General features: G+C 70.3%; 21 protein-coding genes. 6 read left to right on the forward strand and 15 right to left on the reverse strand.

All coding sequences use genetic code 11. The annotated features are described in order from the left end of the window. Positions 1 to 15 precede the first annotated feature (15 nt). The 9 genes from ACIBPC_RS11845 to ACIBPC_RS11885 form a co-directional block, all read right to left on the reverse strand. Complete coding sequence (locus ACIBPC_RS11845) at positions 16 to 522, reverse strand: Imm1 family immunity protein (RefSeq protein ID WP_398843326.1); 507 nt, start codon at positions 520 to 522, stop codon at positions 16 to 18. Further along, positions 519 to 7,310, reverse strand: coding sequence for a DddA-like double-stranded DNA deaminase toxin (locus ACIBPC_RS11850; RefSeq protein ID WP_398843329.1), 6,792 nt, complete (start codon positions 7,308 to 7,310; stop codon positions 519 to 521). Before ACIBPC_RS11850 ends, ACIBPC_RS11845 begins: the two co-directional genes overlap by 4 nt. Positions 7,311 to 7,411: 101 nt before the next feature. After that, positions 7,412 to 11,458 carry a LamG domain-containing protein gene (locus tag ACIBPC_RS11855; protein ID WP_398843331.1) on the reverse strand — a complete coding sequence of 1,349 codons (4,047 nt, stop codon included), beginning with the start codon at positions 11,456 to 11,458 and terminating at the stop codon, positions 7,412 to 7,414. Between the two features lie 551 nt (positions 11,459 to 12,009). Then, entirely contained in the window at positions 12,010 to 12,636 is a 627-nt protein-coding gene (locus ACIBPC_RS11860) for a hypothetical protein (protein ID WP_398843334.1), read from the reverse strand. Continuing rightward, a complete protein-coding gene (locus ACIBPC_RS11865; RefSeq protein ID WP_398843336.1) occupies positions 12,636 to 13,196 on the reverse strand; it encodes a hypothetical protein in 561 nt (186 codons plus the stop codon). Before ACIBPC_RS11865 ends, ACIBPC_RS11860 begins: the two co-directional genes overlap by 1 nt. Before the next feature lie 31 nt (positions 13,197 to 13,227). Then, positions 13,228 to 13,386, reverse strand: coding sequence for a hypothetical protein (locus ACIBPC_RS11870; protein WP_398843339.1), 159 nt, complete (start codon positions 13,384 to 13,386; stop codon positions 13,228 to 13,230). 110 nt (positions 13,387 to 13,496) lie between these two features. After that, entirely contained in the window at positions 13,497 to 14,111 is a 615-nt protein-coding gene (locus ACIBPC_RS11875; protein ID WP_398843342.1) for an SMI1/KNR4 family protein, read from the reverse strand. An 84-nt stretch (positions 14,112 to 14,195) separates the two neighbouring features. Continuing rightward, complete coding sequence (locus tag ACIBPC_RS11880; RefSeq protein ID WP_398843344.1) at positions 14,196 to 14,894, reverse strand: SMI1/KNR4 family protein; 699 nt, start codon at positions 14,892 to 14,894, stop codon at positions 14,196 to 14,198. A gap of 7 nt (positions 14,895 to 14,901) precedes the next feature. Next, positions 14,902 to 15,204 (reverse strand): hypothetical protein, encoded by a 303-nt coding sequence (locus tag ACIBPC_RS11885; RefSeq protein ID WP_398843347.1) that lies wholly within the window; start codon positions 15,202 to 15,204, stop codon positions 14,902 to 14,904. Between the two features lie 258 nt (positions 15,205 to 15,462). Here ACIBPC_RS11885 and ACIBPC_RS11890 point away from each other — a divergent pair, with 258 nt between their 5' ends. Both ACIBPC_RS11890 and ACIBPC_RS11895 read left to right on the forward strand, forming a co-directional pair. After that, positions 15,463 to 16,062, forward strand: coding sequence for a TetR family transcriptional regulator (locus ACIBPC_RS11890; RefSeq protein WP_398843349.1), 600 nt, complete (start codon positions 15,463 to 15,465; stop codon positions 16,060 to 16,062). A gap of 46 nt (positions 16,063 to 16,108) precedes the next feature. Beyond that, complete coding sequence (locus ACIBPC_RS11895) at positions 16,109 to 17,689, forward strand: MDR family MFS transporter (RefSeq protein ID WP_398843351.1); 1,581 nt, start codon at positions 16,109 to 16,111, stop codon at positions 17,687 to 17,689. A gap of 72 nt (positions 17,690 to 17,761) precedes the next feature. Here ACIBPC_RS11895 and ACIBPC_RS11900 read toward each other — a convergent pair whose 3' ends face one another. After that, positions 17,762 to 18,592, reverse strand: a complete 831-nt coding sequence (locus ACIBPC_RS11900) for an arylamine N-acetyltransferase (RefSeq protein WP_398843353.1) — start codon at positions 18,590 to 18,592, stop codon at positions 17,762 to 17,764. 45 nt (positions 18,593 to 18,637) lie between these two features. Between ACIBPC_RS11900 and ACIBPC_RS11905 the strand changes: the two genes are divergently transcribed. From ACIBPC_RS11905 to ACIBPC_RS11915, 3 genes are read left to right on the forward strand one after another with little or no spacing between them, the layout of a single operon-like run. Continuing rightward, positions 18,638 to 19,429 (forward strand): nucleotidyltransferase domain-containing protein, encoded by a 792-nt coding sequence (locus ACIBPC_RS11905; protein ID WP_398843356.1) that lies wholly within the window; start codon positions 18,638 to 18,640, stop codon positions 19,427 to 19,429. A 35-nt stretch (positions 19,430 to 19,464) separates the two neighbouring features. After that, entirely contained in the window at positions 19,465 to 20,706 is a 1,242-nt protein-coding gene (locus tag ACIBPC_RS11910) for a sensor histidine kinase (protein WP_398843359.1), read from the forward strand. Beyond that, positions 20,694 to 21,335, forward strand: coding sequence for a response regulator (locus ACIBPC_RS11915; protein WP_398843361.1), 642 nt, complete (start codon positions 20,694 to 20,696; stop codon positions 21,333 to 21,335). The genes ACIBPC_RS11910 and ACIBPC_RS11915 overlap by 13 nt, the downstream gene beginning before the upstream one ends. Positions 21,336 to 21,354: 19 nt before the next feature. Here ACIBPC_RS11915 and ACIBPC_RS11920 read toward each other — a convergent pair whose 3' ends face one another. The 3 genes from ACIBPC_RS11920 to ACIBPC_RS11930 all read right to left on the reverse strand — a co-directional run bounded on the left by ACIBPC_RS11920 (position 21,355) and on the right by ACIBPC_RS11930 (position 23,412). Further along, the gene (locus tag ACIBPC_RS11920) at positions 21,355 to 22,152 is read right to left on the reverse strand and encodes an SDR family oxidoreductase (RefSeq protein ID WP_362959034.1); all 798 of its coding nucleotides are present in this window, start codon (positions 22,150 to 22,152) and stop codon (positions 21,355 to 21,357) included. A gap of 98 nt (positions 22,153 to 22,250) precedes the next feature. Continuing rightward, a complete protein-coding gene (locus tag ACIBPC_RS11925) occupies positions 22,251 to 22,805 on the reverse strand; it encodes a YbaK/EbsC family protein (RefSeq protein WP_398843364.1) in 555 nt (184 codons plus the stop codon). 31 nt (positions 22,806 to 22,836) lie between these two features. After that, complete coding sequence (locus ACIBPC_RS11930) at positions 22,837 to 23,412, reverse strand: XRE family transcriptional regulator (RefSeq protein WP_362959028.1); 576 nt, start codon at positions 23,410 to 23,412, stop codon at positions 22,837 to 22,839. A gap of 160 nt (positions 23,413 to 23,572) precedes the next feature. On the opposite strand from ACIBPC_RS11930, the gene ACIBPC_RS11935 reads away from it, so the two are divergent. Further along, complete coding sequence (locus ACIBPC_RS11935; RefSeq protein WP_398843367.1) at positions 23,573 to 24,433, forward strand: EamA family transporter; 861 nt, start codon at positions 23,573 to 23,575, stop codon at positions 24,431 to 24,433. A 13-nt stretch (positions 24,434 to 24,446) separates the two neighbouring features. On the opposite strand, the gene ACIBPC_RS11940 is transcribed toward ACIBPC_RS11935, so the two are convergent. Beyond that, on the reverse strand, positions 24,447 to 25,118 hold the full coding sequence (locus ACIBPC_RS11940; RefSeq protein WP_398843369.1) for a hypothetical protein: 672 nt from the start codon (positions 25,116 to 25,118) through the stop codon (positions 24,447 to 24,449). Positions 25,119 to 25,180: 62 nt separating this feature from the next. Continuing rightward, on the reverse strand, positions 25,181 to 25,636 hold the full coding sequence (locus tag ACIBPC_RS11945) for a DUF4442 domain-containing protein (RefSeq protein WP_398843371.1): 456 nt from the start codon (positions 25,634 to 25,636) through the stop codon (positions 25,181 to 25,183). Between the last annotated feature and the right edge of the window lie 50 nt (positions 25,637 to 25,686).

Genomic DNA, 25,686 nt, shown 5'->3' on the forward strand with positions numbered 1-25,686 from the left:
AGTTCCTCGGCGGACTCAGGCGTGCCGCTGTCCATCCATCTCCCCGGGAACCCAGTCGATGCACTCGGGCCGATCGCCGGTTCCCAGACGGCAGAATTCCTCAAGGGCGGCGCGAACCCGATCGAGGGGCAGAGTGCTCCTGGGGTCGAAGAAACGCGGAATCCCGGGGTCGGACACGACGCGCGGATCGAAATCAGGGGGACTCTCATTATCGGAAACCCAAATCTGTTCCGAAATAGGGTCCTTCGTCGCACGCTCCTGAGTTGCGAACCAGACGAGTCCACCGTATCCGCTCGTCGCGTTGACTGCGACCTGAAGGGTGTTGTCAGGCCACCAGTCGCGGACGGACTCCGAGTGACGCCCGGGCGCAAACATGAAGGACGCCACCTCCCCCGGACTGATCCATGACTGATCCCGGCGCTCCGATTGCAGGTTCTCCATGACCTCTGCAACCAACCCAGCCTTCTCCAGCCGACTTTCCGCGTACCAGTAGCGGCCATGGATGACCGCATTAAGAATCACGGCGCTAGGGCCTCTCCGGCGATAATTTCTGGCTCCGACGCGCCAGGATACCACACACTCACACTTGAACCTGCGGGCAGAATTGCCCTGACCGCTCGTTGACACCCATACATGCCGCCACATACGCCTGCGTCATTGTTCATCACCACCGTCGCTTCGCGCACCCCGTTCTGACGCATCCACATCGCAAATTGCGATTCGACGTGCTGCGACGCCGGGTAACGCGTCGCCCTCGGATTGATCGGCGCTCCATGCCGCCTCAGGTAAGCGTCGGTAGCCTCGACGAGGCTCCCGTCACCACCTGCCTGTATCTCGCCGTGGAGCCTTCCAGAGGAATCAAAGATCCGCCCGGTCGTCACGCGCCTTGAAGAAAGCTCATTCAGCACACCCGCTATGTCAATTCCGCAAGTGTTGTGGACGAGGATCGAAGTATCACCCGCGATCACATAATACGTGTGAACACCCTCGACCGTCAGATTGTAAGCGGCAGCGAACTCGGAGAAGTGCAGACTGGAAGCAATCTCAACAGTCTCCCCGGAGTCGGCGAGGACTCGGTCGCCCACCGACAATGCGCCTGCGTCCACCCACTCACGGGTGTCTTCTCTCCAGAAAGGGTGTCCCTCTGTCGCGGTGACCGTACGGATCGTCCCGTCGGGTTCTTCTACTCCAAGGGTGACGAATTTCTTCTTCCCGGTTCGGGCGATCTTCGCCGTCACCGTGCGGCTACTCGTTTCACCAGTTCGGGGATCCGTCGCCACCACCGTGTCACCGACAGCCAGCTCTTCGATGGGTTTTTTACTCCCATCAGCCATCAGTACTCCAACCCCTGCAGCAAAGCTGTTGAGGCCGTTGATTACACGACAGAAACTGCGGCTTGTTCTTGCAAAAGAGAGAGATCCAAGCTGCGCCAGTGGATGCGGCACGAGCTGCAGTGCCGCAGCGCCACAGGCGAGGTATTCACCATCGGCACAGTCCGCTATGTGCTGCTCATCTATTCCGACAGCTCGTTTCGCAAATCCGCTGAAACCTCTGAAACCGCTCCCGCGTTCCTGATTCCCCTGGCGATTTCCATCCCCGCGCCCGCTATCGCTTCCGCCGCCGAGGAGTTGACCAAGGCCCTCTTGCGAGTCGTCTCCGGATGACCCTCCGCCGCCGTTCAGCGACAGAATGTAGCGCATCCAGACTTTCTGGCGGAACTTCTTCTCCAGGGCTGCCTTTTGCTTCTTCTTGCGTGCCAGGTCGTCCATGGACGGCTTGAGACCGGTGGGGTCTGTGAAGGTGGTCGGGTTGTTGTTGGAGTAGGCGTAGCCGTTGATCTGCTGGGGGTCGGTGAGGTCGAGGACCGGGTCGACGGAGATGAAGCGGCCGAGGGAGGGGTCGTACTCGCGTGCGCCGAGGTGGGTGAGGCCTGTCGAGTCCGTGGTTCCGCCGACGAATCCGCGGGTGCCTGGCCAGAAGGCGGGTTCGTCGCCGCGTGTACCGCCGAAGGGGAGGGTGCGGCGTTGGGCCAGTTGGTGGGTGCCCGTGTCGACGGCGAGTTCGCCCGTGTTGTGGTGGTCGGGCAGCGTCAGGTAGAGCGTGCCGTCGTTCTCCTGCACGGCGGTGCCGCCGCCGTACAGGTCGATGTAGCGCGTGGCCTGGGCCTCCGGCGCGCCTGTGGGGACGGTGATCTCGGTGTGGCCGAGGTAGAGGGTGGTCCCGCTCGGGGTACTGGCCAGGAGCCGGTTGCCGTCCGCGTCGTAGCCGTACTCGGTGACCGTGCCGTCAGCTTCCTCGACGGTGGCGAGGTGGCCCTCCGGGTCCCACGTCAGTTCCTGCGTGTCGCCGCCGGTCTGACGGGTGAGGGTGTTGCCTGACTCGTCGTAGCTGTACTCCTGGAGGGACGTGACGTCCGGCGCCTCCTGGACGACGGACGTCAGGGTGTGGGGCTGGGCGGCCCCGGGCTCGGGATAGGCGTAGGTGCGGCTGATCTCCTGCTCGTGCAGGGTCTCGGTGCGCCGGTTGCCCACCAGGTCGTACGTGTAGGAGTGCCAGTAGGGGGCCGTTCCGCCCATGGCCGCGTCACTGGGCGCTGCGGAGCAGGTGGTGTCGCCTTCGGCCCACGCCTCCGTCAGACGACGCAGGTAGTCGTAGCGGAAACACTGGTTGTCCGTGCCCACGGCCGAGTCATCCGCGAGGGAGAGCAGGTTGCCCGCGTCGTCGTACGCGTAGGTCACCGACCTGTCGACGCCGGAGACGTCCTCGCGGTCCACCCGCGTGTCGTGCAGGCGCTGGGTTCCCCACTCGTAGGAGTTGGTGACCCAGGTCTTGAGTGCCCCGCCGGTGAGGGTGTGCTGGAGCGGTTTGCCCGTGAGGCTGTAGCGGATGTCCGAGACGTAGGACGTGTTCCCGCTGCCCGTGAGGCCGGTGACGCGACGGATGCCGTCGTAGAGCGGTGTGACGGTCGTACCGGCGAGGTCGCCGGCCGCGGGATAGCTCGTGGATCTGGGGGTGTTGTCGAGATTGAACTCGGTCCCGGTGGTGTAGGTCCCGCTCAGCGCCTCCTCCCCCGGGACCGAGGGGACGATCACCGATGTGCCGAGGGGACGGTTGCGGTCGTCGTACGTCTCGATGCGGGTGGTGTACGCGAAGCCGTCGGCCGTGTGGCGGGTGGAGCTGGTGAGCTGGCCCTCCGCCAGGGTGTCCCAGACCCAGGACGCCATGAGGCGGCCGCTCGCGGACCCCTCGCGCAGCGCTGTCCGGCGGCCCAGGTTGTCGTAGGAGTGGTGGACGGTCTCGCCGCGGGCGTCCGTCGTGGTGACCAGCTCGTCGCGGGCGTTGTACGTGCGCGTGGTGGTGCCCGCGTCCGGGTCCTCGGTGGTGCGGAGCCTGCCGAGGATGTCGTACTCCCATGTCCACTCGTTCCCGGCCGGGTCCTCGGCGCGGATCAGCTCGTCCCGCGCGTCGTACTCGAAGCGGGTGACGTCGTGCTCACCCGTGGGCGTGGAGCCGTGGTACTGCCACAGTTCGGTGGTCCGGCCCTGGACGTCGGTGAGCGTCGTGGTCGCCGTCTCCCCGTCGATCGGGTCGACGCTGACGCGGTCGCCGCCATGGGTGTAGGTGGCGCGCGCCCACTCGTTCGTGGTGCCGTCGCCGTTCCCGGCGAGCCGGCGTTCGGTGACGACCCGGCCGAGGCCGTCGTAGGCGAAGGCGGTCTGGCTCTCGATGTCCCCGGGCTGGGCGGGGTTGAAGAGTTCGGCCCGGGGACCGCCCGTCGTGTAGTAGCTCGCGTACGTACGGTCGGTCTGGCCGCGGTTGTCGTAGAGGGTGTCCGTCAGCAGCCTGCCGCCGTCCGGGCCGGCGGTCTGCGTCTGGCGTGGGCGCAGCAGCCCGTCGTACAGCGTCCAGTCGGTCCGGGTTCCGCTGCCCATGAGGGTGGTCGTGCCGACGGCCGTGATCTTGTTCTCTTCGACACGGTATGTGTACGCGTAGTCGGGGGTGCCCTCCGTGCTGGTTCCCGGCAGCCGCACCTTGCTCAGGCGGCCCAGGGCGTCGTACGTGAGGTGGGTGGCCAGGCCCCGCGTGTCGATGGTGCGTCGGGCGACCCCGCGGACGGTGTCGTACTGGGTCCTGGTGACCTGTGCGGTGTCCGCGTTGCCGACGACGGCGGGCGGTGTGGTGACGGTGCTCTCGGACGGCCGTCCGGTGGCCGGTGTGTAGGCCGTGGTGGTGGTCCGCCCGGCATGGTCGGTGACGGTCAGCACACGCCCGTACGAGTCGAACGTCGAGGAGGCCGTGCGGTAGCTCGGTGTGCCGCCGCTGAGCCCGTCGATGCTCTGGACGCTCGTCGGGTCGCCACGCGTGGGAGCGGCCCCGAAGGATCCGTTGTCGTAGGAGGTGCGGACGTCGGAGACGACGCGTTCCGGCGTGGCCGGCTCGGACGAGCAGGCCCCTGTCCACTCACGGGTGCGGGCGGGCCGGTCGAGAATGTTCGCGGTCGCGTTGTCGGCGTAGGCGGTGGTGGCGCAGCGGTCGTCGCCGGACTCGGCCGTGTCGCCGAGATTGGCGACGCGGGTGACCCGGCCGGCGACGGTGTCGTACGTGGTGTCGACGCGGCTCTCGCGCCAGCGCTGGCCGGCTCCGGCGTCCAGGGAGACGAACGAACGCTCGGACGCGGTACCGGTGAAGTTGGCGGTGACCGTTCCCCAGCTCCGGGTACGGGACGCCGTCTGGTGGTGCCAGGGGGTGCTGACGGTCTTCTCCAGCACGACGCCGTTCGGCTGTGAGAAGGCGACGCTGCGATAGGGGTACCCCGCGTGGGCCTCATGGTCGGTGAGGGTGCCGCCCTGGCCGTCGGGGACGGTGACCTCGCGCTCGCCGCCGTCGGGTCCGGCGCGGTCACCGTCCATGCCGCGCAGGAAGTAGTGGTCGGCCTGCGTCGTCATGCCCTCGGGGCCGCCGGTCTGTACGCGCACCTGCCCGTAGCCGCGCCACTGCGACCACGTCTTGTGCTCCGGCTCGGTGAGGCCGTCATCGTCGTCGTAGTGCCAGGCCGCGCCGCCCAGATAGCTGTAACGCGTGTACATCTCGGGGGCGCCGCCGGTCCGGTCGGAGGCGACGACCTCGGCGACGACGTACTTGTTGAACCATTCCTGCTTCGGGTCCTCCGCGCCGGGCGGGGTCCAGTACTGGGGGAAGCAGCGGCTGGTGTTGCTCTGCACGGTGGGCAGCGCCGTGCGGTCGCAGGCCGCCCCCGAGTAGTTGATGTCGACCTGGCCGCCGAACTCGTCTGTGAGGGTGGAGAGCCGGTGCTTGATGAACGGGGCGATGCCGTCTCCCGGCGCGTCGAGCCGGTTGGCGCCCTGCTCGTACACGAACTCGACGGCGGGGAGTTCGATCGCGGGGCTGGTGGCTCGGCCGGTGCGCTGGATGGACGTCGGCAGCAGGGTCCAGTCGATGTCCGCCCTCCCCCAGCGGTGGGAGATCTGCCAGGTGTCGATCGGTGTGTAGGTGCCGGACTCGTTCAGGTTCTGGGTGGTGATGCTCGTCAGGCGGTTGCGCGACCAGAAGGTCGGGGACAGCCGCCCTTCGTCGCAGTCGGTGCCCGCCTGGCAGTTCAGGTCCCACGGCGTGTCGTACCAGGCGGAGGGGACGTCGTCGATGTCGCCGGGGGCACAGGTGACGCCGGTGGCGGGCAGACAGCGTTCGGCAGTGCCGAAGACGACCTGCGAAGGGGCCTTGGCGAAGACGGCGTTGGAGCGCAGCCCGTAGTTGATGCTCTTCAGCACTCCGCCGCGCACGTAGGGGGTGTCGTCGGAGGCTTCGAGGTAGCGGCCGTAGGAGTTGGCCTCCTGGTCGTAGAAGTAGGTGATGACGTTTCCGCGGGTGTCGACGACGTAGTCGAGGTTCCACCGCCAGGCCTGCTGGCACCAGGAGTTGACGAACGTGGCGGCGCGGCAGGGCTCGCCGGTGTTGTTGCCGTAGACGGGGACGTTCCACACCGACTCGGTCTCCGGCCGCCCGCTGGTCCACCCGGGGAGGCGGTTGTAGCCGAAGAAGTACTGGGTCCCGTCGGAAGTGGTGACCTTCCAGTACTCGCCGTCGTCGTCGCCGCTGGAGCGCGCGGTGTCCGCGAAGCGCTCGATGCGGGTTCCGTCGTCGTCGCGCAGCCGCCAGGCGTTGTCGCCGACGGAGATCAGATCGCCCGCCGTACCGCCCATGCTGAGGGTGGCGTTGTCGTAGGCCCAGCACAGGTCGGGTACGTCCACACCACCGCGCTTGAGGCCTTCGTCGGCGCAGCTGTGGTAGGAGCGTTCGATGTAGCCGGGCCACAGGTCGAAGCCGTCCCCGACCCAGGACGACTGGTTGTTGGTGGCGGAGGTACGGCCGTCAATGCTGCCGGAGGAGTAGCCGATGCTCACACCGGGCGTGAGGCCGCCCGGCACGTCCGGTACCGCGAAGTCGTAGGACCAGGTGAAGTCGCCCGAGTTGAGGCTGACCTCCCAGGTGCCCGAGGGCGACAGCTCGGTGGCGGCGTAGTCGCCGGTGGGGCCGCTGTCCTCGGCGACGGCGGCCAGGACGACGGGGCCGCTGGACAGGTCGACGGCCCCGGATGTGGTCAGCGTGCGGGCGTCGGTGTCGTTCCGGAAGCCGAGCGGTGTCTGCTGTCGGCACTCGGGCACGCCGGGAGTGGTCGCGGCGCAGGCGGGCAGGCTGACGAGGCCCAGCCGTGCTCCGTAGCCGCCGCCGTACGCCTGGGCGAAGGAGCGGTAGTCCAGCTCCACACCCACCCGTTGGGTCGTCGCGGTGGTGCGCGCACCGGACGGGGCGGAGGTGCTGCTGAGGGAGATCAGCAGGCCGTCCACGCCAGCGCGTTCCGTGGCCCGGCGGTCGAGGATCCGGAGCCGGGCGCTGGTCGCCGCGTCGGCCTCCTCGGCTGAACGGGCCGCATCCGGCGGGGAGATGAGCCGTACCGGGGGCTGTCCCGCGTTCCGTGTGGCCAGGCCCTCCGTACCGGTGGTGAGGTCGGCGGTCCCGGCGCCGGGCCAGTCGGTCGCAGGCTCGGGGAGCGGTTCTTCCGCGGCGGGGTCCACGGGCCGCGGCCGGACTCCGCCCTCCTCGCCCTCGATCACCGTCTCGGAAGCGGGCAGGTCCGGGCGGCCCGAGCCGTCGTCCGCCACGGCGATCACCGCCGCGGAGGGCAGCAGCCCCAGGAACAGCGCCGCGGTCACCACTCCTGTCACATGGGACCGCAGCGGCTGGGCCAGTCGTCGCAGCGGACCGACTCTCCGGTACCTGCCGGTGTTCATTGCCCGTGGCCGCCTTTCCTGAGCGGGAAGGGAAGAAGGGACTGCTGAGCGTGGTGCGGATGGGCGGCGACGGTGTGGACGATGTCCGCCGGCCACGGCTTTCAGGGGAGGTCGGAGTCGGCGTCGCGCTCACGTGCCGCGAGCCGGCGGATGTCGTCCTCCGGGACGACGCCACGGAAGGCCCACACGTCGTCGATCGCGCCCGACCAGTACTCGCCCCAGGCACCGGCCGCGCGGCTGCGGCCTATCTGCAGCCCACCGCCGGCGCGGAACGGCCAGGTGGAGGACCGCCAGGAGAGGATGTCCGTGCACTCCGGGTCCTCCGCGCCCTCGCAGACGACCTGGCGGAGTTCGCCGTTGACATAGAGGAGCATCTGGTCGGCGAAGGCGTCGTAGACCGCCGCGACGTGGTTCCAGCCGGCGGAGGTGGGGAAGACGTCGTGCTCGGCGATCTGATGGGTCGTGCCGCTGCCGTCCGCGGTGGCGACGTCCAGCTGCCAGCGCCCGGCGTACTCGGGATCGTCCGCGTCGGGGACATAGCGCAGCACGAGGGCGCTGTCGGTGGTGCCCGCCAGGGAGAGGACGGTCGCCTGCCGCTGGGGCCGGGCGGGTGCGGCCACCCATGCGCTGACGGTCCAGCTGTCCGAGGAGTCGAAGGGCGCGCCGGTGGTGGCGGCGTAGTCGCCGCTGCCGTCCAGGGAGAGGGCTTGGCCGTCCCCGATCACGCCGGGGCCGAACGTGGCGTCGCCACCCAGCGTGGCACCCGGCCCGGCCCCCGTCGCCTCCGGGGTCACCGGCGGAGTGCCCGAGGCACCGTCCAGACGCCAGCGCCCTTCCAGGACAGGATTGCGGCGGAAGAGATCCTGGATCTCGTCGCCGGAGACGACGCGGTCGTACAGGCGGATCTCGTCGAGCCCGCCCCGGTAGAAGCCCGCGAGAGCGCTGCCGTGGAGAGCGGCGCCGATGTACAGGGGACCGTTCGGTGTCCAGTTGTCGGTGTAGGGGACGGTGTCCACCGCTTCACCGTTGATGTGAAGGGTCATCGTCCTGGCGACGTGGTCGTAGACGGCGACGACGTGTGTCCACTCCCCCACGCCCGACGAGGGGCAGGTGCCGTCTTCCGGTGGGCACGCGCCCTGCGCGGCGCGGATGATCCCGGCCGCCGGGTCGTCGGTGCGTGCGCGGGAGAAGACCCAGCCGCCCAAGGCGGTGGAGTGGTAGATCTCGAACGCCGCATTGCCCGTGGACTCCTGGGTCACGGCGGCCATGGGCACGTCCGGTTTGTCGTCCGGCAGGAGGGCCCACAGGGAGACGGAAAAGCTCAGGTAGGTGTTGACGACGGGGCGGGGGACGACGGCGTGGTCGTCCACGCCGTCGAAGGCGAGGCCCGTACCGGAGACGCCTTCCGCGCCCAGGGCGGCGCCGCCGTGCAGTGTGGCCGGGGCGTCCTCCCCCCGGCCGGTCACGACGACTGCGCTGGACGGCTCGTCGAGTGCCCACGCGGCCTTCGTGAGACGGCCCGAGGTGACGGGCGCGCCCGCGTGGAGCGCGGCGACATCCGCGGCACTGAGGGCGTGGTCGTAGAGGCGGACGTCGTCGATGTCGCCGGCGAAGAAGTTGGTGGCCGCGCCGCGGTGGGCCGACGCGCCGATAAGCAGGGAGGCGCGGGAGTCCCAGTGGTCGGTGGACACGGCCGAGGCGACCGCCTGGCCGTCCACGTACAGGGTCATGGTGCCGGTGGCGACGCTGACAGTGCCCACCACGTGCGTCCACTCTCCGAGGCGGGCCTCCTCGCAGGCCGTGTCCCCGGTGGGGCAGGCGGGCTGGGCGGCGCGCAGGGCCTGCGTGCCGGTGATCTCGTCGTTCGTCTGCCGGTACAGCACCCAGCCGCCGTACGCGGTGGAGTGGTGCAGTTCGAAGGCCGAGCGGTTGGCGCCCGCCTGGGAGACCGCGACCATCGACCGGGCTTCCTTGTCGTCGGGCAACCGGGCCCACAGGGCGACGGAGAAGCTGCGTGTGGTGTCCACGACCCCACCGGGGGTGCGGGCGTGGTCGTCCACCCCGTCGAGGTGCAGCCCCGCGCCGGCGACGCCCTCGCCGCCCGGCCGGGCGCCGCCGACGAGGGACGCCTCGTACGGGCCGCCGGTACCGGTGACCGTGGCGGCGCCGCCCCGTTCGTCCAGGGTGAAGGCGGCGCGTTCCGGCTGGCCGGTGCGGACGCGGAAGCGGTAGGTCGTGATGGAGCTGGTGTTGCCCGCGGCATCGACGGCCTGGGCGGTGACGAAGTTGACGCCGACCCGCGTCGGCATGAAGTCGATGGTGCGGGCGGCCCCGCCAGTGGTGGCGACGGTGGCGGCGGTGGACGGGTTCGTGTTGATGCCGTACCGGTACGCGACGACATCGCCGGAGCTGGAGTCGATGGTGAACCTGCCGTACCTGCCGACGCCGTTGAGCCAGGGGTCCTGGGGGTTCTCCGGGTCGGATGGCGGGTACTGCACCGAGGTGACGGCCGGGCCCGCCGGGGCGGTCGGGTCGTATCGGAAGTAGCAGGCCGTGGCCGACCCGTCGTAGCTCCAAGGACTCCAGGACGCGCCGTCGAAGACGCGGACGCCCCAGCCGAGCAACTCGTTCGCCGGGAGACTGTCCGGCAGAGCGTACGTGAAGGTGGAGCCGGACGCCTTGCGGCCCGACGTGGCGGAGGTCCAGACCGTCTGGAAGCCGCTGCCGACGCGGCGACCGGCTCGGAACTGGACGGTGACGTCGTCCCCGTCCGGGTCGTGCGCCTCGGCGTAGACGCGCGGAAGGCCGTTGACCCATGCGGCGTTGCCGCTGGTGACGCAGGCTCCGCCAGGGGACATCGTGAGGCCGGACAGACGCGGCTGGCCGGGCGGGCGGTTGTAGTGGACGCGCAGGAACGCCGTGTCGTCGAAGCGTTTCCAGGCGGTGTACTCGCTCTCGTTCGTGGCGCGCAGCCCGAAGGTGACGGAGGACCAGCCCGCCGCGGCGGCGTCCGCGACGGCGCGCCCTGCCCAGAACTCGATGTCACCCGCCGGGCAGCCCGAGCCCCAGCCGTGCGCCTCGTTCCGCGTCTGGAGACGGTCGATCCAGTAGTCGCTCGTGAGCTGCTTGTTCCACGTGGTACCCGCGCTCACGTCGCGGGTACGCCACAATTGCACTTCCTGCGGAGTGCAGTTGTAGGAGAACTCGTTGCTGACGACGAACTCGGCGTCGATGATTGACTTGCCCACGAAGCGTGAGGTGGGCAGCTGGTAGAACAGTCGCTTCACGTCGCGGTAGTTGCACGAGGAGTCGTAGTCGTAGGGGCACATGCCCACGCCCTCGTCACCGGAGAACTTGAAGAACGAGGAGTTCGGGTGGTAGCTCGACACCATCCCCCATTCGGTGTCCCGCTCGGTCCACCACTGCGGGTCTATGTAGACCGGGTAGGTGGTCTCCGGTCCCTCCAGCAGTCCCTGATCGGGGGTGAGCACGACCTCCCCGCCGTCGGCGGCGACCTCGGCCGTGACGGGTGCCAGGAGCGCGCCGTCCGGGGGGCCGTCCGCGGCAGCCGACCGGGCCCCCGCGGGGGAGGACCCCGATGAGTCCCACATCATCGGCTGGGCAGCGGAGAACACGATGCCTCCGGCGCCCGCGTCAACGGCTTCGAGCCCTCCCCCACCGTCGGCCCGCAAGTCGAGCCCTTCGGCGGTGACGGGCAGGGACAGTTCGTCCAGCGCCGGATCGGCCGCCGCCTCCGGAGTCTTCACCACCAGCAGGTGGGCGACGTTGTCCACCTCCGCGCGGACCTGGAGGTCCACGCCCGGCAGCACGTCGGGATAGGTGGCCACGGCGCCTGAGACCTGGGGCTCGGGCAGGTCACCTGGCCAGTCAACGGTCAACTCGCGTCCGGCCAGGCCTTCCAGCGTGAACATGGGCTCATCGCCGCCGCCGGAGACGACCACGTCGAGTGCCGACGCGACCGGTGCGATTCCCCCGTCCGGCAGCGAACGCAGAGTCGCGTCCGCGTCCACCCATCGCCCGTCCTCGTTCCGTACCCGCACAGGCCGGACGTTCTCCACGGTGGTCAGCGAACCGTCCGGCTCCGCGAACGTCTGGCTCGTCTCGGTCGTCAGGCTCGCGATCTCCACAGCCTCGCCGGAACGCGCCGCTTCCACAACGGCCTCGGTCGGTCCGGGTCCGTCTGCGGAACTCTCCAGCGGACCACCGTTCCCTGTCGCGGCCGCCGTCTGTGGCGTCAGCGGAAGCACCAGTGCCACCGCCAGCAACGACAAGCAGACCCGCCAGCGCACCGGTCGTGAACGCGCGCGTGCCACCATCCCCACCCCTTGGTCACCCTGAGGGACGACGGCAGACGACTGCTCGGCAACTCATCACTTTGCGTCACGGTCCGCTGACAGCGCCCATGCCAACGAACGGAGATCTTCCTCCCGGCAGGGCCTCCACAGGAGAGCCGACAGGTGTCGCTCTCCCCAACAACGGGTTACATCTCCCTGCGCCGTCCGCACGAAAATCCACACATCAGGGCAATCGCCTTCACATCGCGCAGACGAGTCGGACCCCGGCGGGCCCCTCCGACCGCCGCGGCCCACCGCCGACGGCCCTTTCCGATCTCACACACCGCCCCACGGGGCTTCGCACATCAACCGGCCACCAACCTCCACGACCGCTCGGTGCTCCCTCACGTCCCCTCGCCGAACATCCCGGCAAAGGGATCAGGCTCACCGGTCCACGGATCGATCCCCTGTGTGCGCAGCGCTTCTTCGTCCCGTTGATGAAGAAACCTGACGAGATCCTTGCCCCACAGCACCGTACCACTGAGCGGATTTTCACCCAGTTCCGCAGTGAAAATCTCCAGGAGAAGGGAAACCATCCCGCATTCAAATTTTCGCCAATGCGGGTAGCCATGTCGCCGGAAAATGACAATCGGCCAGAGGTCCGGGCTACCTGCTTCTGTAACCTCCCAGCACAACAGGTCCGACTCGACGTTCACTCCCCACGCAATGAGCGAATCGCCACGCACGCCATCAGGAACGCCGTGCGGGGCGTCATCCAGCCATGCTTGTCGAGCATTCTCGGATTCCCGGTACATGCCACTGAGGCTACCGACATCCCTGCTGCCGGGGACAAGGACCTCAAGGAAATCCTCGATTCCACCCCGCCCGTAATGCTGAACAAAAGCGCGATAATCGGAAGGGAATCCGTGACCCCACGTTTCGCATACCTGCCCCCAATCCACCTCCTCACCCGCGTTCGGCGACGGGGGCATCATCTCAAGAAGCCGATCCATACGGTCGTTTCCTTCCATTACCGCCTCTCCCCCTCCGGAGGTTCTGTGAGACGAGGATCATCGACGGGCATCCAAACCGGTCGCCCCCGGGGCCACCCTCTCGGGTATTCTCCCTTTTTGATCACCATCTCCAAAAAATTTTCGACCCCTCCGTCAAATATTTCGAGATCTGGGCACTGACGGAAGGCAATACCAACGTTCCAGACCTCTTCACCTCTCTCCGGCGCCGGCGGCAAGAGGAAACATGTATCTCCGTTCCAGTCGTGATAGGCCCACGGCACAACCGTCTCCCAGACTTCCAAGGCACGCGGATTGATCCAACGTTTCAAAGGCTCGTAGGACTCCTGGAAGGCTTTTCGTTCTTCCTGCATAAAATGCAGAAGCCCTCTGGACCCACTGGGATGAGGAATGTAGAGATGCCCGGCGATCACGCCGTCACCGTAACCTGCCACCAAATCCTTGTATTCGCCGGGAAGTGACTCACCGAGCCACTCCTCGATCGGCGCCCAGCAGCCGTCGGACAAGGAGCGGAGAGAGTTCCGATCCCCAAGGAATGAGAACCGCCGCTCAAGTGTCATGTGCCCCTCCCATACTCCAAGTGCTCGATCATCACATTCCGCGATCAGGCCCGTACCACGTCGTGCCACGGTCATCGCGGAACATCGGCAGGCTCTCGAATTTAATAGGCCCAGGATAGAAAGCCGCGCTGTTCGGACCTACAACGTCTTCCCCCGCGAGATAGCGGAACAGCCACTCGGAGAAATCCATGGCATGCTCGTAGCACTCGTCGTCTCGTATGCGTCAAGAGCGCTTCCACCGTCCCGGTCCGCCCCGCCAGTCCCGACTTCACAGAAGCTTGCGACCGGCCCGGTCCTTTCTCACGCCCCCTCACCGAACATGCCCGCAAAGGGATCTGGTGCGCCCGTCCATGGATCGATCCCCTGAGCCCGCAGGGCCGTCTCATCCCGCCGATGAAGAAATTCGACGGACCGCATGTTCCACACGTCGGTCCCGCTGAGCGGATTCTCCTCAAGACGCCCGGCAAAGGTACTCAGCAAGAATTCAGTCATTCCAAGCTCATAACGCTGCCAGTGTGGATACCCCTGGCGCCGGAAAACCACTACCGGCCATGCATTCGGGTCGGCACCCGAAGCGTCCCAGCAAAGAATGTCCGCCCCAGCGTCAACCCCCCAGGCGACAAGATTTTCTCCGTCCACACCATCGATGACCTCCGAGTGATGGAACTGCGCATCTTCCAGCCAGGTCTGACGAGCGTTGGCTGTCTCTTGATACATACCTTCACTGTCAAGAGCGAAGCGAGTATCCGGAATGAGCAAGGCGAGGAAACCTTCCACGGCCCCCTCGCCATAACAGCGCACGAACTCCCGGTAGTCTTCGGGAAATCCATGCCCCCACGCCGCCGTGACAGCACTCCAATCGACCACATCACCCGCACCAGGCGATGGCGGCATCACCTCAAGAAGCAGTCGCACCAGGACCCCACTCCCCCTCAGCCCCGTCCACACCCTGTCACTCCCCGGAAATCACTCCATCACGTAACCTGCCACCAAATCCTTTCAGGTCCCCTCACCGAACATCCCCGCATATGGATCAGGCTCACCGGTCCACGGATCGATCCCCTGTGCCAGCAGCATCTCCTCATCACGCTGATGGAGAAATTTCAGGCTGCGCTTGCCCCAAAGATCATCACCGCTGAGAGGATTCTCTTCCAGCTCACCCAAGAATATGCTTTCCAAGAAATCCACCATGCCGCATTCATACCGAGTCCAATGCGGATATCCTTGGCGTCGAAATACTACCACCGGCCAAGTATTGGGGTCTCGCTCCGACGCGTCCCAGCAGAGCACGTCGGCGCCGGCGTCGGCCCCCCAAGCGATCAGCCGCCCTCGCACCTGATCCCCACCGCGCCGACGTGCGTGGTCGGACCATGTGAGCCGGGCGTTCTCCGATTCCGAAAGCATGTCGAACCCTTCCGGGAGCCGCCCCGGTTCCGGGACGAGTACGGTCAGGAACTGCTCGACGGAGCCCAAGCCGTACACTTCGACGAATCGTCGATAATCGTCCGGAAACTCCACACCCCAAGTCTCGGCAACCTGCCTCCAATCCACCGCCTCACCCGCATTCGGCGAAGGGGGCATCATTTCAAGAATCCGTTGCCCCAAGACACTATCGAGGTGGCCTCCCTCGCCGATAGACCGAAACCGCCGCTCAGATGTCATGCGCCTCTCCCACATTTCCAGTGCCGATCCCCACATTCCGCGATCAGGCCTCGGCGGACAGCAATTCCGGCGCCTCGGGGTCGACGGGTTCCACCTCGGCCCGCGTGTCCCCCAGCCCGGTGGGAGCCGTTTTCCCCTCGTCGAGAGGCAGTTGGCCGGGGGCGCGGCCCGGGGCCTCGTCGGCCGATGCGCTGTGCGGGAGCCCGTCGGCGCTCCCCCAGGCCTGGTCGGGAGGCGGTCCACCGGCCGACGTTCCGCCGGGGGGCGAGTCGTCGGCGGTCGCCGCGGGTTCCATGGCCGTCAGGCCTGCGAACAACAGCACCACCGACAGCACCAGTGAGCGCACGCGGTACACGCTTCCCCCACACCCCAAGCGAACGAGACGTCACATTCTTGAGGCCGTCACGCGTTCACCACAAGATCACAGTACGGACACCTGGTCGCCAGCAAGTGGCAACCGGGCGTGCACCATCCATCACAGCAAGTCCCTGCTCGGGCAAAGGTGTCCCGGAACAGAGGGGAAACCGGGGAGCCTACCCGTGGGTGGGGTGGGCACACATAAATATTTTGCAGTCGCAGGAAAAAATGCATAGCATCCAACGCCATGTGCCCTGGGGAGATGCCGCTCGGACTGCGGGAGCGCAAGAAGCTTGCGACGCGTGAGGCGCTTGCCGATGCCGCGCTGCGGATGGCCGCCGACCACGGCATGGAGCAGGTCACCGTCGAGGCCGTCACGGCCGCGGTGGGTGTCTCCGTCCGCACGTTCTTCAACTACTTCCCCACCCTGGAGGACGCGTTCGTCAGGCCCGATCCGGACACGCACGAGCGGACCCTGAAGGCGGTCCGTGAGGCGCCCGCCGGGCTGAGCACGCTTGAGGTGCTGCGCGAGGCCATCGGGCGGCAGCTCGCGCACATCGAGGAGGACCACGACCGGTGGCAGCTCCAGGTGTCCGTGCTGGACCGCAACCCCTCGCTCCTCCCCAAGTTCCTGGCGGCCAGGGGCGCCGACGAGACGGTGCTGATCGAGACCGTCGCCGCCCGTGAGGGGTGCGACGCCTCGGACCTCTACCCGAGGCTGGTCACCCATGTCGCCATGGCGGCCGTCCGCGCGGCCGTCGAGACGTGGGCCGCCGACCGGTCCGCATCCTTCCAGGACGTCTTCCGCCGCGCGTTCGACCTGATCGCCGCCGGGCTCGCCCGCTGAGCACAACCGAGAACACCGAGCACCGAGAACTGAGGACCGCACCTTCATGACCGCCACAGCGCCGCCTGCCGAACAGGCGGCTCCCACGATGACGCACCGGCAGGTGCTGGAGGCCATGTCCGGGCTGATGGCCGGCATGTTCGTGGCCATCCTCGCCTCGACGGTCGTCGCCAACGCCCTGCCCCGCATCGTCTCCGACCTCAACGGCTCGCCCTCGTCGTACACCTGGGTGGTGACGTCCGAGCTGCTCGCGATGACCGTCACCGTCCCGTTGTGGGGCAAGCTCTCCGACCTGTACGACAAGAAGCTGCTCATCCAGCTGTCGCTGTCCATGTTCGTCGTCGGCTCGCTCGTCGCGGGCTTCTCCCACGGCGTCGGGCTGCTGATCCTCAGCCGCGTCGTGCAGGGCATCGGCGCCGGCGGCCTGACCGCGCTGGCGCAGGTCGTGATGGCCGCGATCATCCCGCCGCGCGAACTGGGCCGCTACTCCGGCATCTTCGGCGCCGTCTTCGCCGTCGGCACGGTGGCGGGCCCGCTGATCGGCGGCGTCCTCGTGGACACCTCCTGGCTCGGCTGGCGCTGGTGCTTCTTCATCGGCGTGCCGTTCGCCCTGCTGGCCATCTTCCTGCTCCAGCGCACGCTGCGGCTGCCGGTGCAGCGCCGCGAGATCAAGGTCGACTACGCGGGCGCCCTCCTCATAGTCGCGGGCGTCAGCGCCCTCCTCCTGTGGATCTCCTTCGCGGGCAACGAGTTCGACTGGGGCTCGTGGCAGACCGCCGCCCTCGTCTCGCTGGCCGTGCTCCTGCTCGCCGCCGCCGTGCTCGTCGAGTCGAAGGTGGACGAGCCGGTCGTCCCGCTCTCCCTCTTCCGCAACCGCACGGTGACGCTGAGCGTGGTCGCCAGCGCCCTCGTCGGCGTGGCGATGTTCGGCGGGACGGTCTTCCTGTCGCAGTACTTCCAGATCTCGCTGGGCAACACCCCGACAGTCGCCGGCCTCATGAGCCTGCCGATGATCCTCGGTCTGATGGTGTCGTCCACCGTCGTCGGCCAGATCATCAGCAAGACGGGCCAGTGGAAGCGTTATCTGGTCATCGGCGGTGTGCTGATGACGGTCGGCCTGGCGCTGCTCGCCACCATCGGCGCCGACACGCCGTTCTGGCAGCTGGCCGTCTTCATGGCGGTCATGGGCGCGGGCGTCGGCATGCTGATGCAGAACCTCGTGCTCGCCGCCCAGAACGACGTGGCCGCCGCCGACCTCGGCGCCGCCACCTCCGTGGTGTCCTTCTTCCGCAGCCTCGGCGGCGCGATCGGCACCAGCGCCCTGGGCGCGGTGCTCGCCAACCGGGTGGCCAGCGAGACCGAGAAGGGCCTCGGCACCTCGGCGGACGGCGGCGGCTCCAGCCACGCCATCCCCGATATGAGCACGCTGCCCGACGCGGTGCGCGAGGTGATCGAGAACGCGTACGGCGTGGCGACGGCCGAGACGTTCCTCGTCGGCGCGCCGGTCGCGTTCCTGGCACTGGTGGCCGTCCTGTTCATCAAGGAGAAGCCGCTGAAGACGCAGAGCGGCCTGGAGCGGCTCGCGGAGGAGGCGCAGCCGCAGCCGCAGGCGGGTCCGGTGCACTGATCCGCTGCCGGTGATCCCGGACGGCCCGCCCCCGCGCGTACGGGGGCGGGCCGTCCGCGTACGCGGCGCGTCTCAGGCGTCGCCGGGCAGGCCCATCTCGATGGCGACGACCTTGCGCACCTCTTCGTCGTCGGCGAGGATCCGCCGCTCCACCGACCCGTCCTCGCGGGTGACGGTGTACTCCCGCCCGGAGAGCGAACGGTGCACGCCCTCGCCCGTCCGCTGGACGAAGACGCGCTCCTTGAACGGGGACCTGGGGTGCGCCGCGACGAACCAGTTGGCGACGGTCTGGTCCACGGGCATGGCGGGCTCTGTCGTGAAGACGTACTGGTCCGCCCACCCGTCCGCCCCGTGGAACTGCATCACCCAGGCCCGCTCGTCCCCGGTGTCCAGCCCGTCCGTGACCGGCGCGGTGCGCAGCAGCCGGTGGCGGCGCCCTCCGGCGGTCTGTTCGGCGCCCTCGGTGAGCGGCAGGGGCGCGAGCGGTGCCCCGGCGGCGCCGAATCCGGCGTCCGCGAGGAACGGCAGCGGCTCGCCCGGGACGCCCACCAGCAGCGTCATGTGGGTGCGCGGGCGGTCGCCGTGCCGCTCCGCGCCGAGGACCACGCGCGCGGCGACGGGCCGTACGGCCAGCCCGGCGGCCCGGAGGGCTGCGGCGAAGAGGCGGTTGTGCTCGAAGCAGTAGCCGCCCCGGCGGCGCCGGACGATCTTGTCCTGGAGATCGGCGAGTTCGAGGGACGGGACGACGCCCCGCACGGCGTCGAGGTTCTCGAAGGGCACGGCGGTGATGTGGGCGAGCTGGAGCGCGCGCAGCGTGGCGAGGTCGGCGGCCACCGGCCCGCCGTGGCCTATGCGGTCGAGGTACGCGGCCAGGTCGAGGCCGTCCTGCTGGTGCGGGTTCATGGGGCGAACCCTACGGCCGCGCCCGCCCCGCGTACGCTCCTGTCCATGGCGGCCGACGACGACTCGTTCCTCACCCTCGTGACCGCGCGGCTCGCCGGGCTGCCGTCCGTGCGGGCGGTCGCGCTCGGCGGCTCCCGCGCGACGGGCACCCACCGCCCCGACAGCGACTGGGACTTCGCGGTCTACTACCGGGGCGCGTTCTCGCCCGCCGCGCTGCGCACGCTCGGCTGGGACGGCGAGGTGTCCGACGTCGGCGGCTGGGGCGGCGGCGTCTTCAACGGCGGCGCGTGGCTGACGGTCGAGGGCCGCCGCGTCGACGTGCACTACCGCGACCTCGACTCCGTGGAGCACTGCCTCGCCGAGGCGCGGGCGGGCCGCTTCCACGTGGAACGGCTGCTGTTCCACCTGGCGGGCATCCCCAGCTACCTGCCGGTCGCCGAACTGGCCGTGAACCGCGTCCTGTCCGGCGAACTGCCCCGCCCCGCCTACCCCGAGGCGCTGCGCCGTGCCGCCCCCGGCCGGTGGGCGGGCGACGCGCGGGCCACGCTCGCCTACGCCCGCGCCGCCCACGCCCCGCGCGGCCGCCTCACGGACTGCGCGGGGGCGATCGCCACGGCCGCCTGCCAGACCGCGCACGCCGTCCTCGCGGCACGCGGCGAGTGGGTCACCAACGAGAAGACCCTTCTCGAACGCGCCGGGCTGCGCGGCACCGACGCCGTCCTCACCGGCGTCACCCCCGACGCGGACGCCCTCCGCCACGCGCTCGACCGCGCGGACACGCTGCTGGCCGGAGCGGTCGAACGGGCCACGGGCGGCGAGGACTACAGCCCCCTGTAGTGCGGCGGCGCCCGGCCCTCCGGGAGACTTCCCCCATGCGCGAACGATGGGCCCACGTGCGGCGGGGCGGCGGCTACCTGCTGACCAACCTCCTGTCCGCCATGGCGACACTCCTCACCCTGCCGCTGCTGCTCCTGAGCCTGGTGACGACGGCGCTCGGCGGCCTCGGCCTGGTCCTCTTCCCCCGGGCGCTCCTCGGCCTGCGGTGGTGGGCGGAGTGGCACCGGCGGCGTGCGGCCCGGCTGATCGGCGCCGACGCCGCCCCGCGCCGCACGGACCTGCCGCGCGGCGTCCGCGCGCAGTGGCGCGGCATACGCGAGGACCCCGGCGTACGGCGCGATCTGCGCTGGGCGGCGCTGCACTTCCTCGGCGGCTTCGCGGCCGGGTCGGCGGCGCTGGTGTGCCTGGGCGGCGCGGCGGGCAGCGTGGTGGCGGCCGCGCTGTGGTGGGTCTTCCCGGAGGGCGACGGGTTCACGGCCTTCGGATTCACGGTCGACGGCTGGGGCACCGCGCTGTCCCTCGGCCTGGCGCAGGCGGTCGTCCTGGCGGGGCTCGCGTACCTGTGCGTCCCCTGGCTGGCGCGCGCCCACGCCGGGTTCACCGTACGGGCGCTGGAGCCGTCCGCGCGGGAGCGGCTTGCGGAGCGCGTCGGCGAGCTGGCGGAGAGCCGCGCCGGTGTCCTGGACGCGCACGGCGCCGAACTGCGGCGTATCGAACGGGATCTGCACGACGGCACGCAGGCCCGGCTCGTCGCCATCGCGATGCGCCTCGGCGTGGCGCGCGAGGCCCTGGAGGACGACGCGTCGGGCACGCTCGCGCGGCTGCTGCGGGAGGCGCACGAGGGCGCGGAGGAGGCCATGGCCGAACTGCGGCAGGTGATCAGGACGATGTACCCGCCGATCCTGGCCGACCGGGGCCTCGACGGCGCGCTGGCGGCGCTGGCCGCGCAGTCGGCGGTCCCCGCCGAGGTGGAGACGGGCGAGCTGGGGCGGTTGCCCGCCGCCGTGGAGGCCGCCGCGTACTACACGGTCGCCGAGGCGGTCACCAACGCGGCGAAGCACAGCGGCGCATCCCGCGTCGCGGTGCGGCTGAACCGGTACGGCGACAGGCTGCTCGTCGAGGTCACGGACGACGGCCTCGGCGGCGTGGACGAGAGCCGCGGCAGCGGCGTCACCGGCATCCGGCGCCGGGCGGCGGCGCTCGACGGGACGGTGCTGGTGTCCAGCCCGCCGGGCGGACCGACCGCGGTGACCGTGGAGTTGCCGTGCGGGTCGTGATCGCCGAGGACAACGTGCTGCTGTCCGCCGGGCTCGAACTGATCCTGGCCGCAAAGGACATCGAGGTCGCCGAGGTCGTCACGGACGGCCCCGGCCTCGTCGCGGCGGTGGAACGGCACGTGCCGGACGCGGTGATCGCCGACGTGCGGCTGCCCCCGTCGTTCCGCGACGAGGGGGTGCGGGCGGCGCTCGCCGTGCGCCGGGCGCGTCCCGGCCTGCCGGTGCTGGTGCTGTCGCAGTACGTCGAGAGGGTGTACGCGCGGGAGTTGCTCGCGGACAGCGCGGGCGGCGTCGGGTACCTGCTGAAGGACCGGGTCAGCCGCGTGAGCCTGTTCGTGGAGGACCTGCGGCGCGTGGCGGCGGGCGGGACCGTCATGGACCCCGAGGTGATCGGGCAGTTGATGGCGGGCGCGTCCGGCCGCGGCCTCGCGTCCCTGACCGGCCGGGAGCGCGAGGTGCTGTCGCTGATGGCGCAGGGCCTGGACAACGGGGCGATCGGCAGGCGGCTGGTCGTGACGGACAACGCGGTGCACAAGCACGTCGGGAACATCTTCGCCAAGCTCGGCCTGCCGGTCGCGGACGGCGGGCACCGCCGGGTGCTCGCCGTGCTCGCGTACCTCGGCGCCTGACCGCCCGGGCCACGCCGCGTCAGGGCAGGATCGCGTCCACGTAGCCGCCGTCCACGCGCAGCGCGCCGCCCGTGGTGGCGGACGCGAAGTCCGAGGCGAGGTAGACGACCATGTGGGCGATCTCCTCCGGCTCGATCAGGCGCTGGATCAGCGACTGCGGGCGGTGGCGCAGCATGAACTCGTGCTGCGCCTCCTCCCAGGGCAGGTCGCGGTCGACCAGCTGGTAGACGAAGTCCTCGACGCCGCCGGTGTGGGTGGGGCCGGCCATCACGCAGTTGACGGTGACGCCGGTCCCGGCCGCCGCCTTGGCGAAGCCCCGGCCGACGCCGAGCAGCGCCGTCTTGCTCACCCCGTAGTGGATCATCTCGGCCGGTACGACGACGGCGGAGTCGCTGGCGATGTACTGCACGCGGCCGTGGCCCCGGCCGGTCATGCCGGGCAGGTAGGCGCGGGTGAGGCGGACGGCGGTGAGGACGTTGACCTCGAAGTAGCGCCGCCAGTCGTCGTCGGTGATCTCCAGGGCGGGCTGCGCGCCGAAGACGCCCAGGTTGTTGACCAGGATGTCGACGTCCGGGACGAGTTCGAGGAGCCGGGCGGTGCCGTCCTCGGTGGTCACGTCGGCGGCGGCGGGCACCGGCTCCGGCGCGTCGGGGACGTCCTCCGTCAGCCGGGCGACCGCCGCGGCGACCCGGTCGGCGCTGCGGCCGTTGACGGCGACGCGCGCCCCGGCGCGGGCGAGGCCGGTCGCGATCGCCGCGCCGATGCCCTGGGTCGAGCCGGTGACGAGGGCCGTCCTGCCCGCGAGGTCGATGTTCATCCCGGTGTACCGCCTTCGCTGTCGTGAGGGTCACCACCGCGACCCATCACATCATCACCACGGCGCTCGGCGCGGGAGGGCGGCCAGCGTGCCGGGGGTCAGCGCGCCAGGTCCTCGACGACCTCCGCGCCCGGCAGCTCCGCCAGGGCCTTGCCCGGCAGGATCAGCTTGCCGCGGCGCGCCCCGCTGCCGACGAGCACCCAGGGCAGCGCGGTCAGCGACGCGTCGACCAGCAGCGGCCAGGCGGCGGGCAGGCCGACCGGCGTGATGCCGCCGTACTCCATGCCCGTCTCCCCCACCGCCGTCTCGCGCGGGGCGAACGACACCTTCCGCACGTCGAGCCGGCGCCGCGCCACCCCGTTCACGTCGAGCCGCGCCTGCGAGGGCACCAGGCAGGCGGCGAGCCGTACGTCCCCGCCGCGCTTGCCCGCGAGGACGACGAGGTTCGCCGAGGTGGACGACAGGTCCTGCCCGTACGTCGCGACGAACGCGGCGGTGTCCGCCACCTCGGGGTCGCTGTCCACGTACACCACCTCCCCGGCGGGCACCGGGCTCTGCCAGGCGCGGAGGGCGGCGGCCACCGGCGCGGGGAGCAGATCGAGGCATTCGATGGCGGGGCGGGCGTCGTCGAAGTCGCCGAGGGGAGCACGCATGGCGCGCACCGTACCAGCCGCCCGCGGTGCGTCAGCGGCCGGTGCCCGGGACCGAGACGGCCATGGACATCTCGGCGGGCTCGGTGCCGTCGTTCCGGTAGCCGTGCGGGACATGGGACTCGAACGCGGCCGACGTCCCGGCCGGGAGGGTGTGCTCCACGCCGTCCACGGTGAGGACGACCGTGCCCGCCGTGACGTGCAGCAGCTCCGAGGTGCCGACCGGGTGCGGGTCCGACTGGTGGCCCTCGCCCGGCATCAGCCGCCAGTGCAGCAGCTCCAGCGGGCCGGGCGCCTCCGTGCCCGCGAGGAGGGTGCCGTGGCTGCCCGCCTCGGTGTCCCACAGGCGCACGGCGCGGTCGGGCGGGAAGAGCCGGACGGCGGGCTCCTGGTCGAAGTCGAGCAGCGTGGGGATGCCGACGCCCAGCGCGTCCACGATCTTGACGACCGTGCCGATGCTCGGGTTCGTCCTGGCCTGCTCGATCTGCACGATCATGCCCCTGCTGACCCGGGCGCGGGCGGCGAGCGCGTCGAGGGTGAAGCCCCGTTCGGTGCGCAGCCGCTTGAGGTTGCGGGCCAGCGCCTGGGTGAGCTGGTCGATGTCGGTCACACAGGCCCTCTCGTGGGGATTAATATTTTGTCAGCGGCAGTTCAGTCTGATGGACTGCGCACCGGCGGCCGGACGAGACCACGCGTCCCCGGCAGGAGCCGCGACGACCCGACCCGACCCGACCCGACCCGGCCCGGCGAACAGTGAACGAGGTACCCCGATGCTTGCCCTTGCCCTGGCCACCAGCCTCCTGTGGGGACTGGCCGACTTCGGCGGCGGACTGCTGACCAGGCGCATGCCCGCGCTGACCGTCGTCGTGGTCTCGCAGGCGCTGGCCATGGCCGTGCTCGGGGCGATCGTAGTGGCCACGGGCGCCTGGAGCGAGGCGGGCCCCCGGCTGTGGTTCGCCGTGGCGGCGGGCGCGGTCGGCCCGGTGGCGATGCTCTGCTTCTACCGCGCGCTCGCGCTCGGCCCGATGGGGGTCGTCTCGCCGCTGGCCTCGACGGCGGTGGCGGTGCCGGTGGGCGTGGCGCTCCTCGCGGGGGAACGGCCGGGCCTCGTGCAGTATTCCGGCATCCTGGTCGCCTTCGTGGGGATCATGCTCGCGGGTGGCCCGCAGCGCGGCGGGCCCTCGGTCCAGGGCCGCACCATGGGGTACACGCTGGTGGCCGCGCTGGGCTTCGGCGCGGTGCTGGCGCTGATCGCCGAGGCGTCCGAGACGACGACCGGGCTGTTCCTCGCCCTGTTCGTCCAGCGGGTCGTGAACGTCGTGGTGGGCGGCGGCGCGCTGATGGCGGGCGCGCGCCGGGGCGGTCCCGTCCTGCCGCCCGGCGGCCGCGCGGTGGTGACGGCGGCCCTGCCGTCGCTCGCGTTCGTCGGTCTCGCCGACGTGGCGGCCAACGCGACGTACGCCCTGGCCGCGCGGATCGGGCCGGTCACGGTCGCGGCGGTGCTGGCGTCGCTGTACCCGGTCGTCACGGCGCTGGCGGCGCGCGGTGTCCTGCGGGAACGGCTGCGGCCCGTCCAGACGGCGGGCGCCGGTCTGGCGATGGCCGGCACGCTGCTGCTGGCGACCGGCTGACCGGCCCGGCGGGTCAGGGGCACTCCTCGCCGAACTTCACGGCGTCGAGCACCGCCGCCACGCCTTCGAGGGGCAGGCCGGGCGCCGGGGTCTGGGCGCAGACCTGCCAGTTGGACTCGACGAGGATCATGCGGCCTGCCCCGGAGACGTCCCGCGCCGTCACGTCCGAGGCGCCGTCGAGCGCGGCACGGGCCACGTTGACCGACTCGCCGACGAGGTCGGGCGCGGTGGCCCCGGCGCCGGGCAGCGCGGCGGACCGGTCCTCGGCCGGGCACTCCTCCTCGGACTTCACCACCCCGAGGTCCACCTCGGCCGCCCCCCGCTGCGGCCCCGGCGCGGGCACCTGGAAGCACACGACCCAGTTGCCGTCCATGAGCTGCGTGCGGTCCCTGCCGAGGGCGTCGTGCGAGGCGGAGCCGGGGAATCCGGCGGCGTCGAGCGTCTCCTGGGCCGCCGTGAGCGGCAGCCCGGTGACGTCGGGCAGTTCGCCGGCGCCCGCGGGCCGGTCGTGCGGCGCGGGGGTCTTGGCGCTGCCCGCGGGCGGCTGCCGGTCCGCGGCAGGCTCGCCGCCGCAGGCGCAGAGCAGCACGGACGCGGCCACCCCGAGGACGGCTCCGGCGCGGCGGCCGGTGGCGCGTATGCGGCCCGTGGGGCGCGTGGGTCCGGAGCGATGGCCGACGGTCAACGTGTCCCCCGTATGGACGTGCGGTCGATGTCGGCGGAATGCTACGCGGCGGCGCGGGGGCGTCAGTCGTTGGGCCGCAGCGTCCAGCGCACGGTCATCTCGCTCGTGACGGCGCCGTCCGCGCGGCGGACGGCGACGGTGACGGGGAACTCGGGCCGTCCGCCCGCCTCCAGCTCGGCGGCGATCTCCGCGGCCGGGCGCTCCAGTTCGGCGGTGGCCGTGACCTCGCCCTTCGCCACCTTGCGGTAGGCGACCTCGGCGTGGACCGGCAGCGGCACCATGCGGTCGAGGAGGCCGCCGAACGCGGCGAGGACGACGGCGCCGGTCGCGGACTCGGCCAGGGTGAACATCGCTCCGGCGTGCGGCCCGCCCAGGTGGTTGTGGTACTCGGGCCGGTCGGGCAGGCGGAGGACCGCCCGCTGGGGCCCGGCCTCCAGGAACTCGAAGCCGAGCGTGCGGACCATCGGGACGAGGGAGGCGAGCAGTTCGCCGGCCGCGGGAGTGCCTGAGTCGGTCATGGCGGCGATATTACCAGCGGGTAACGCGGCGGTCAGGGGGTGTTCGGCAC

The organism is Streptomyces sp. NPDC049879 (genome assembly GCF_044461265.1).
Classification (GTDB): domain Bacteria; phylum Actinomycetota; class Actinomycetes; order Streptomycetales; family Streptomycetaceae; genus Streptomyces.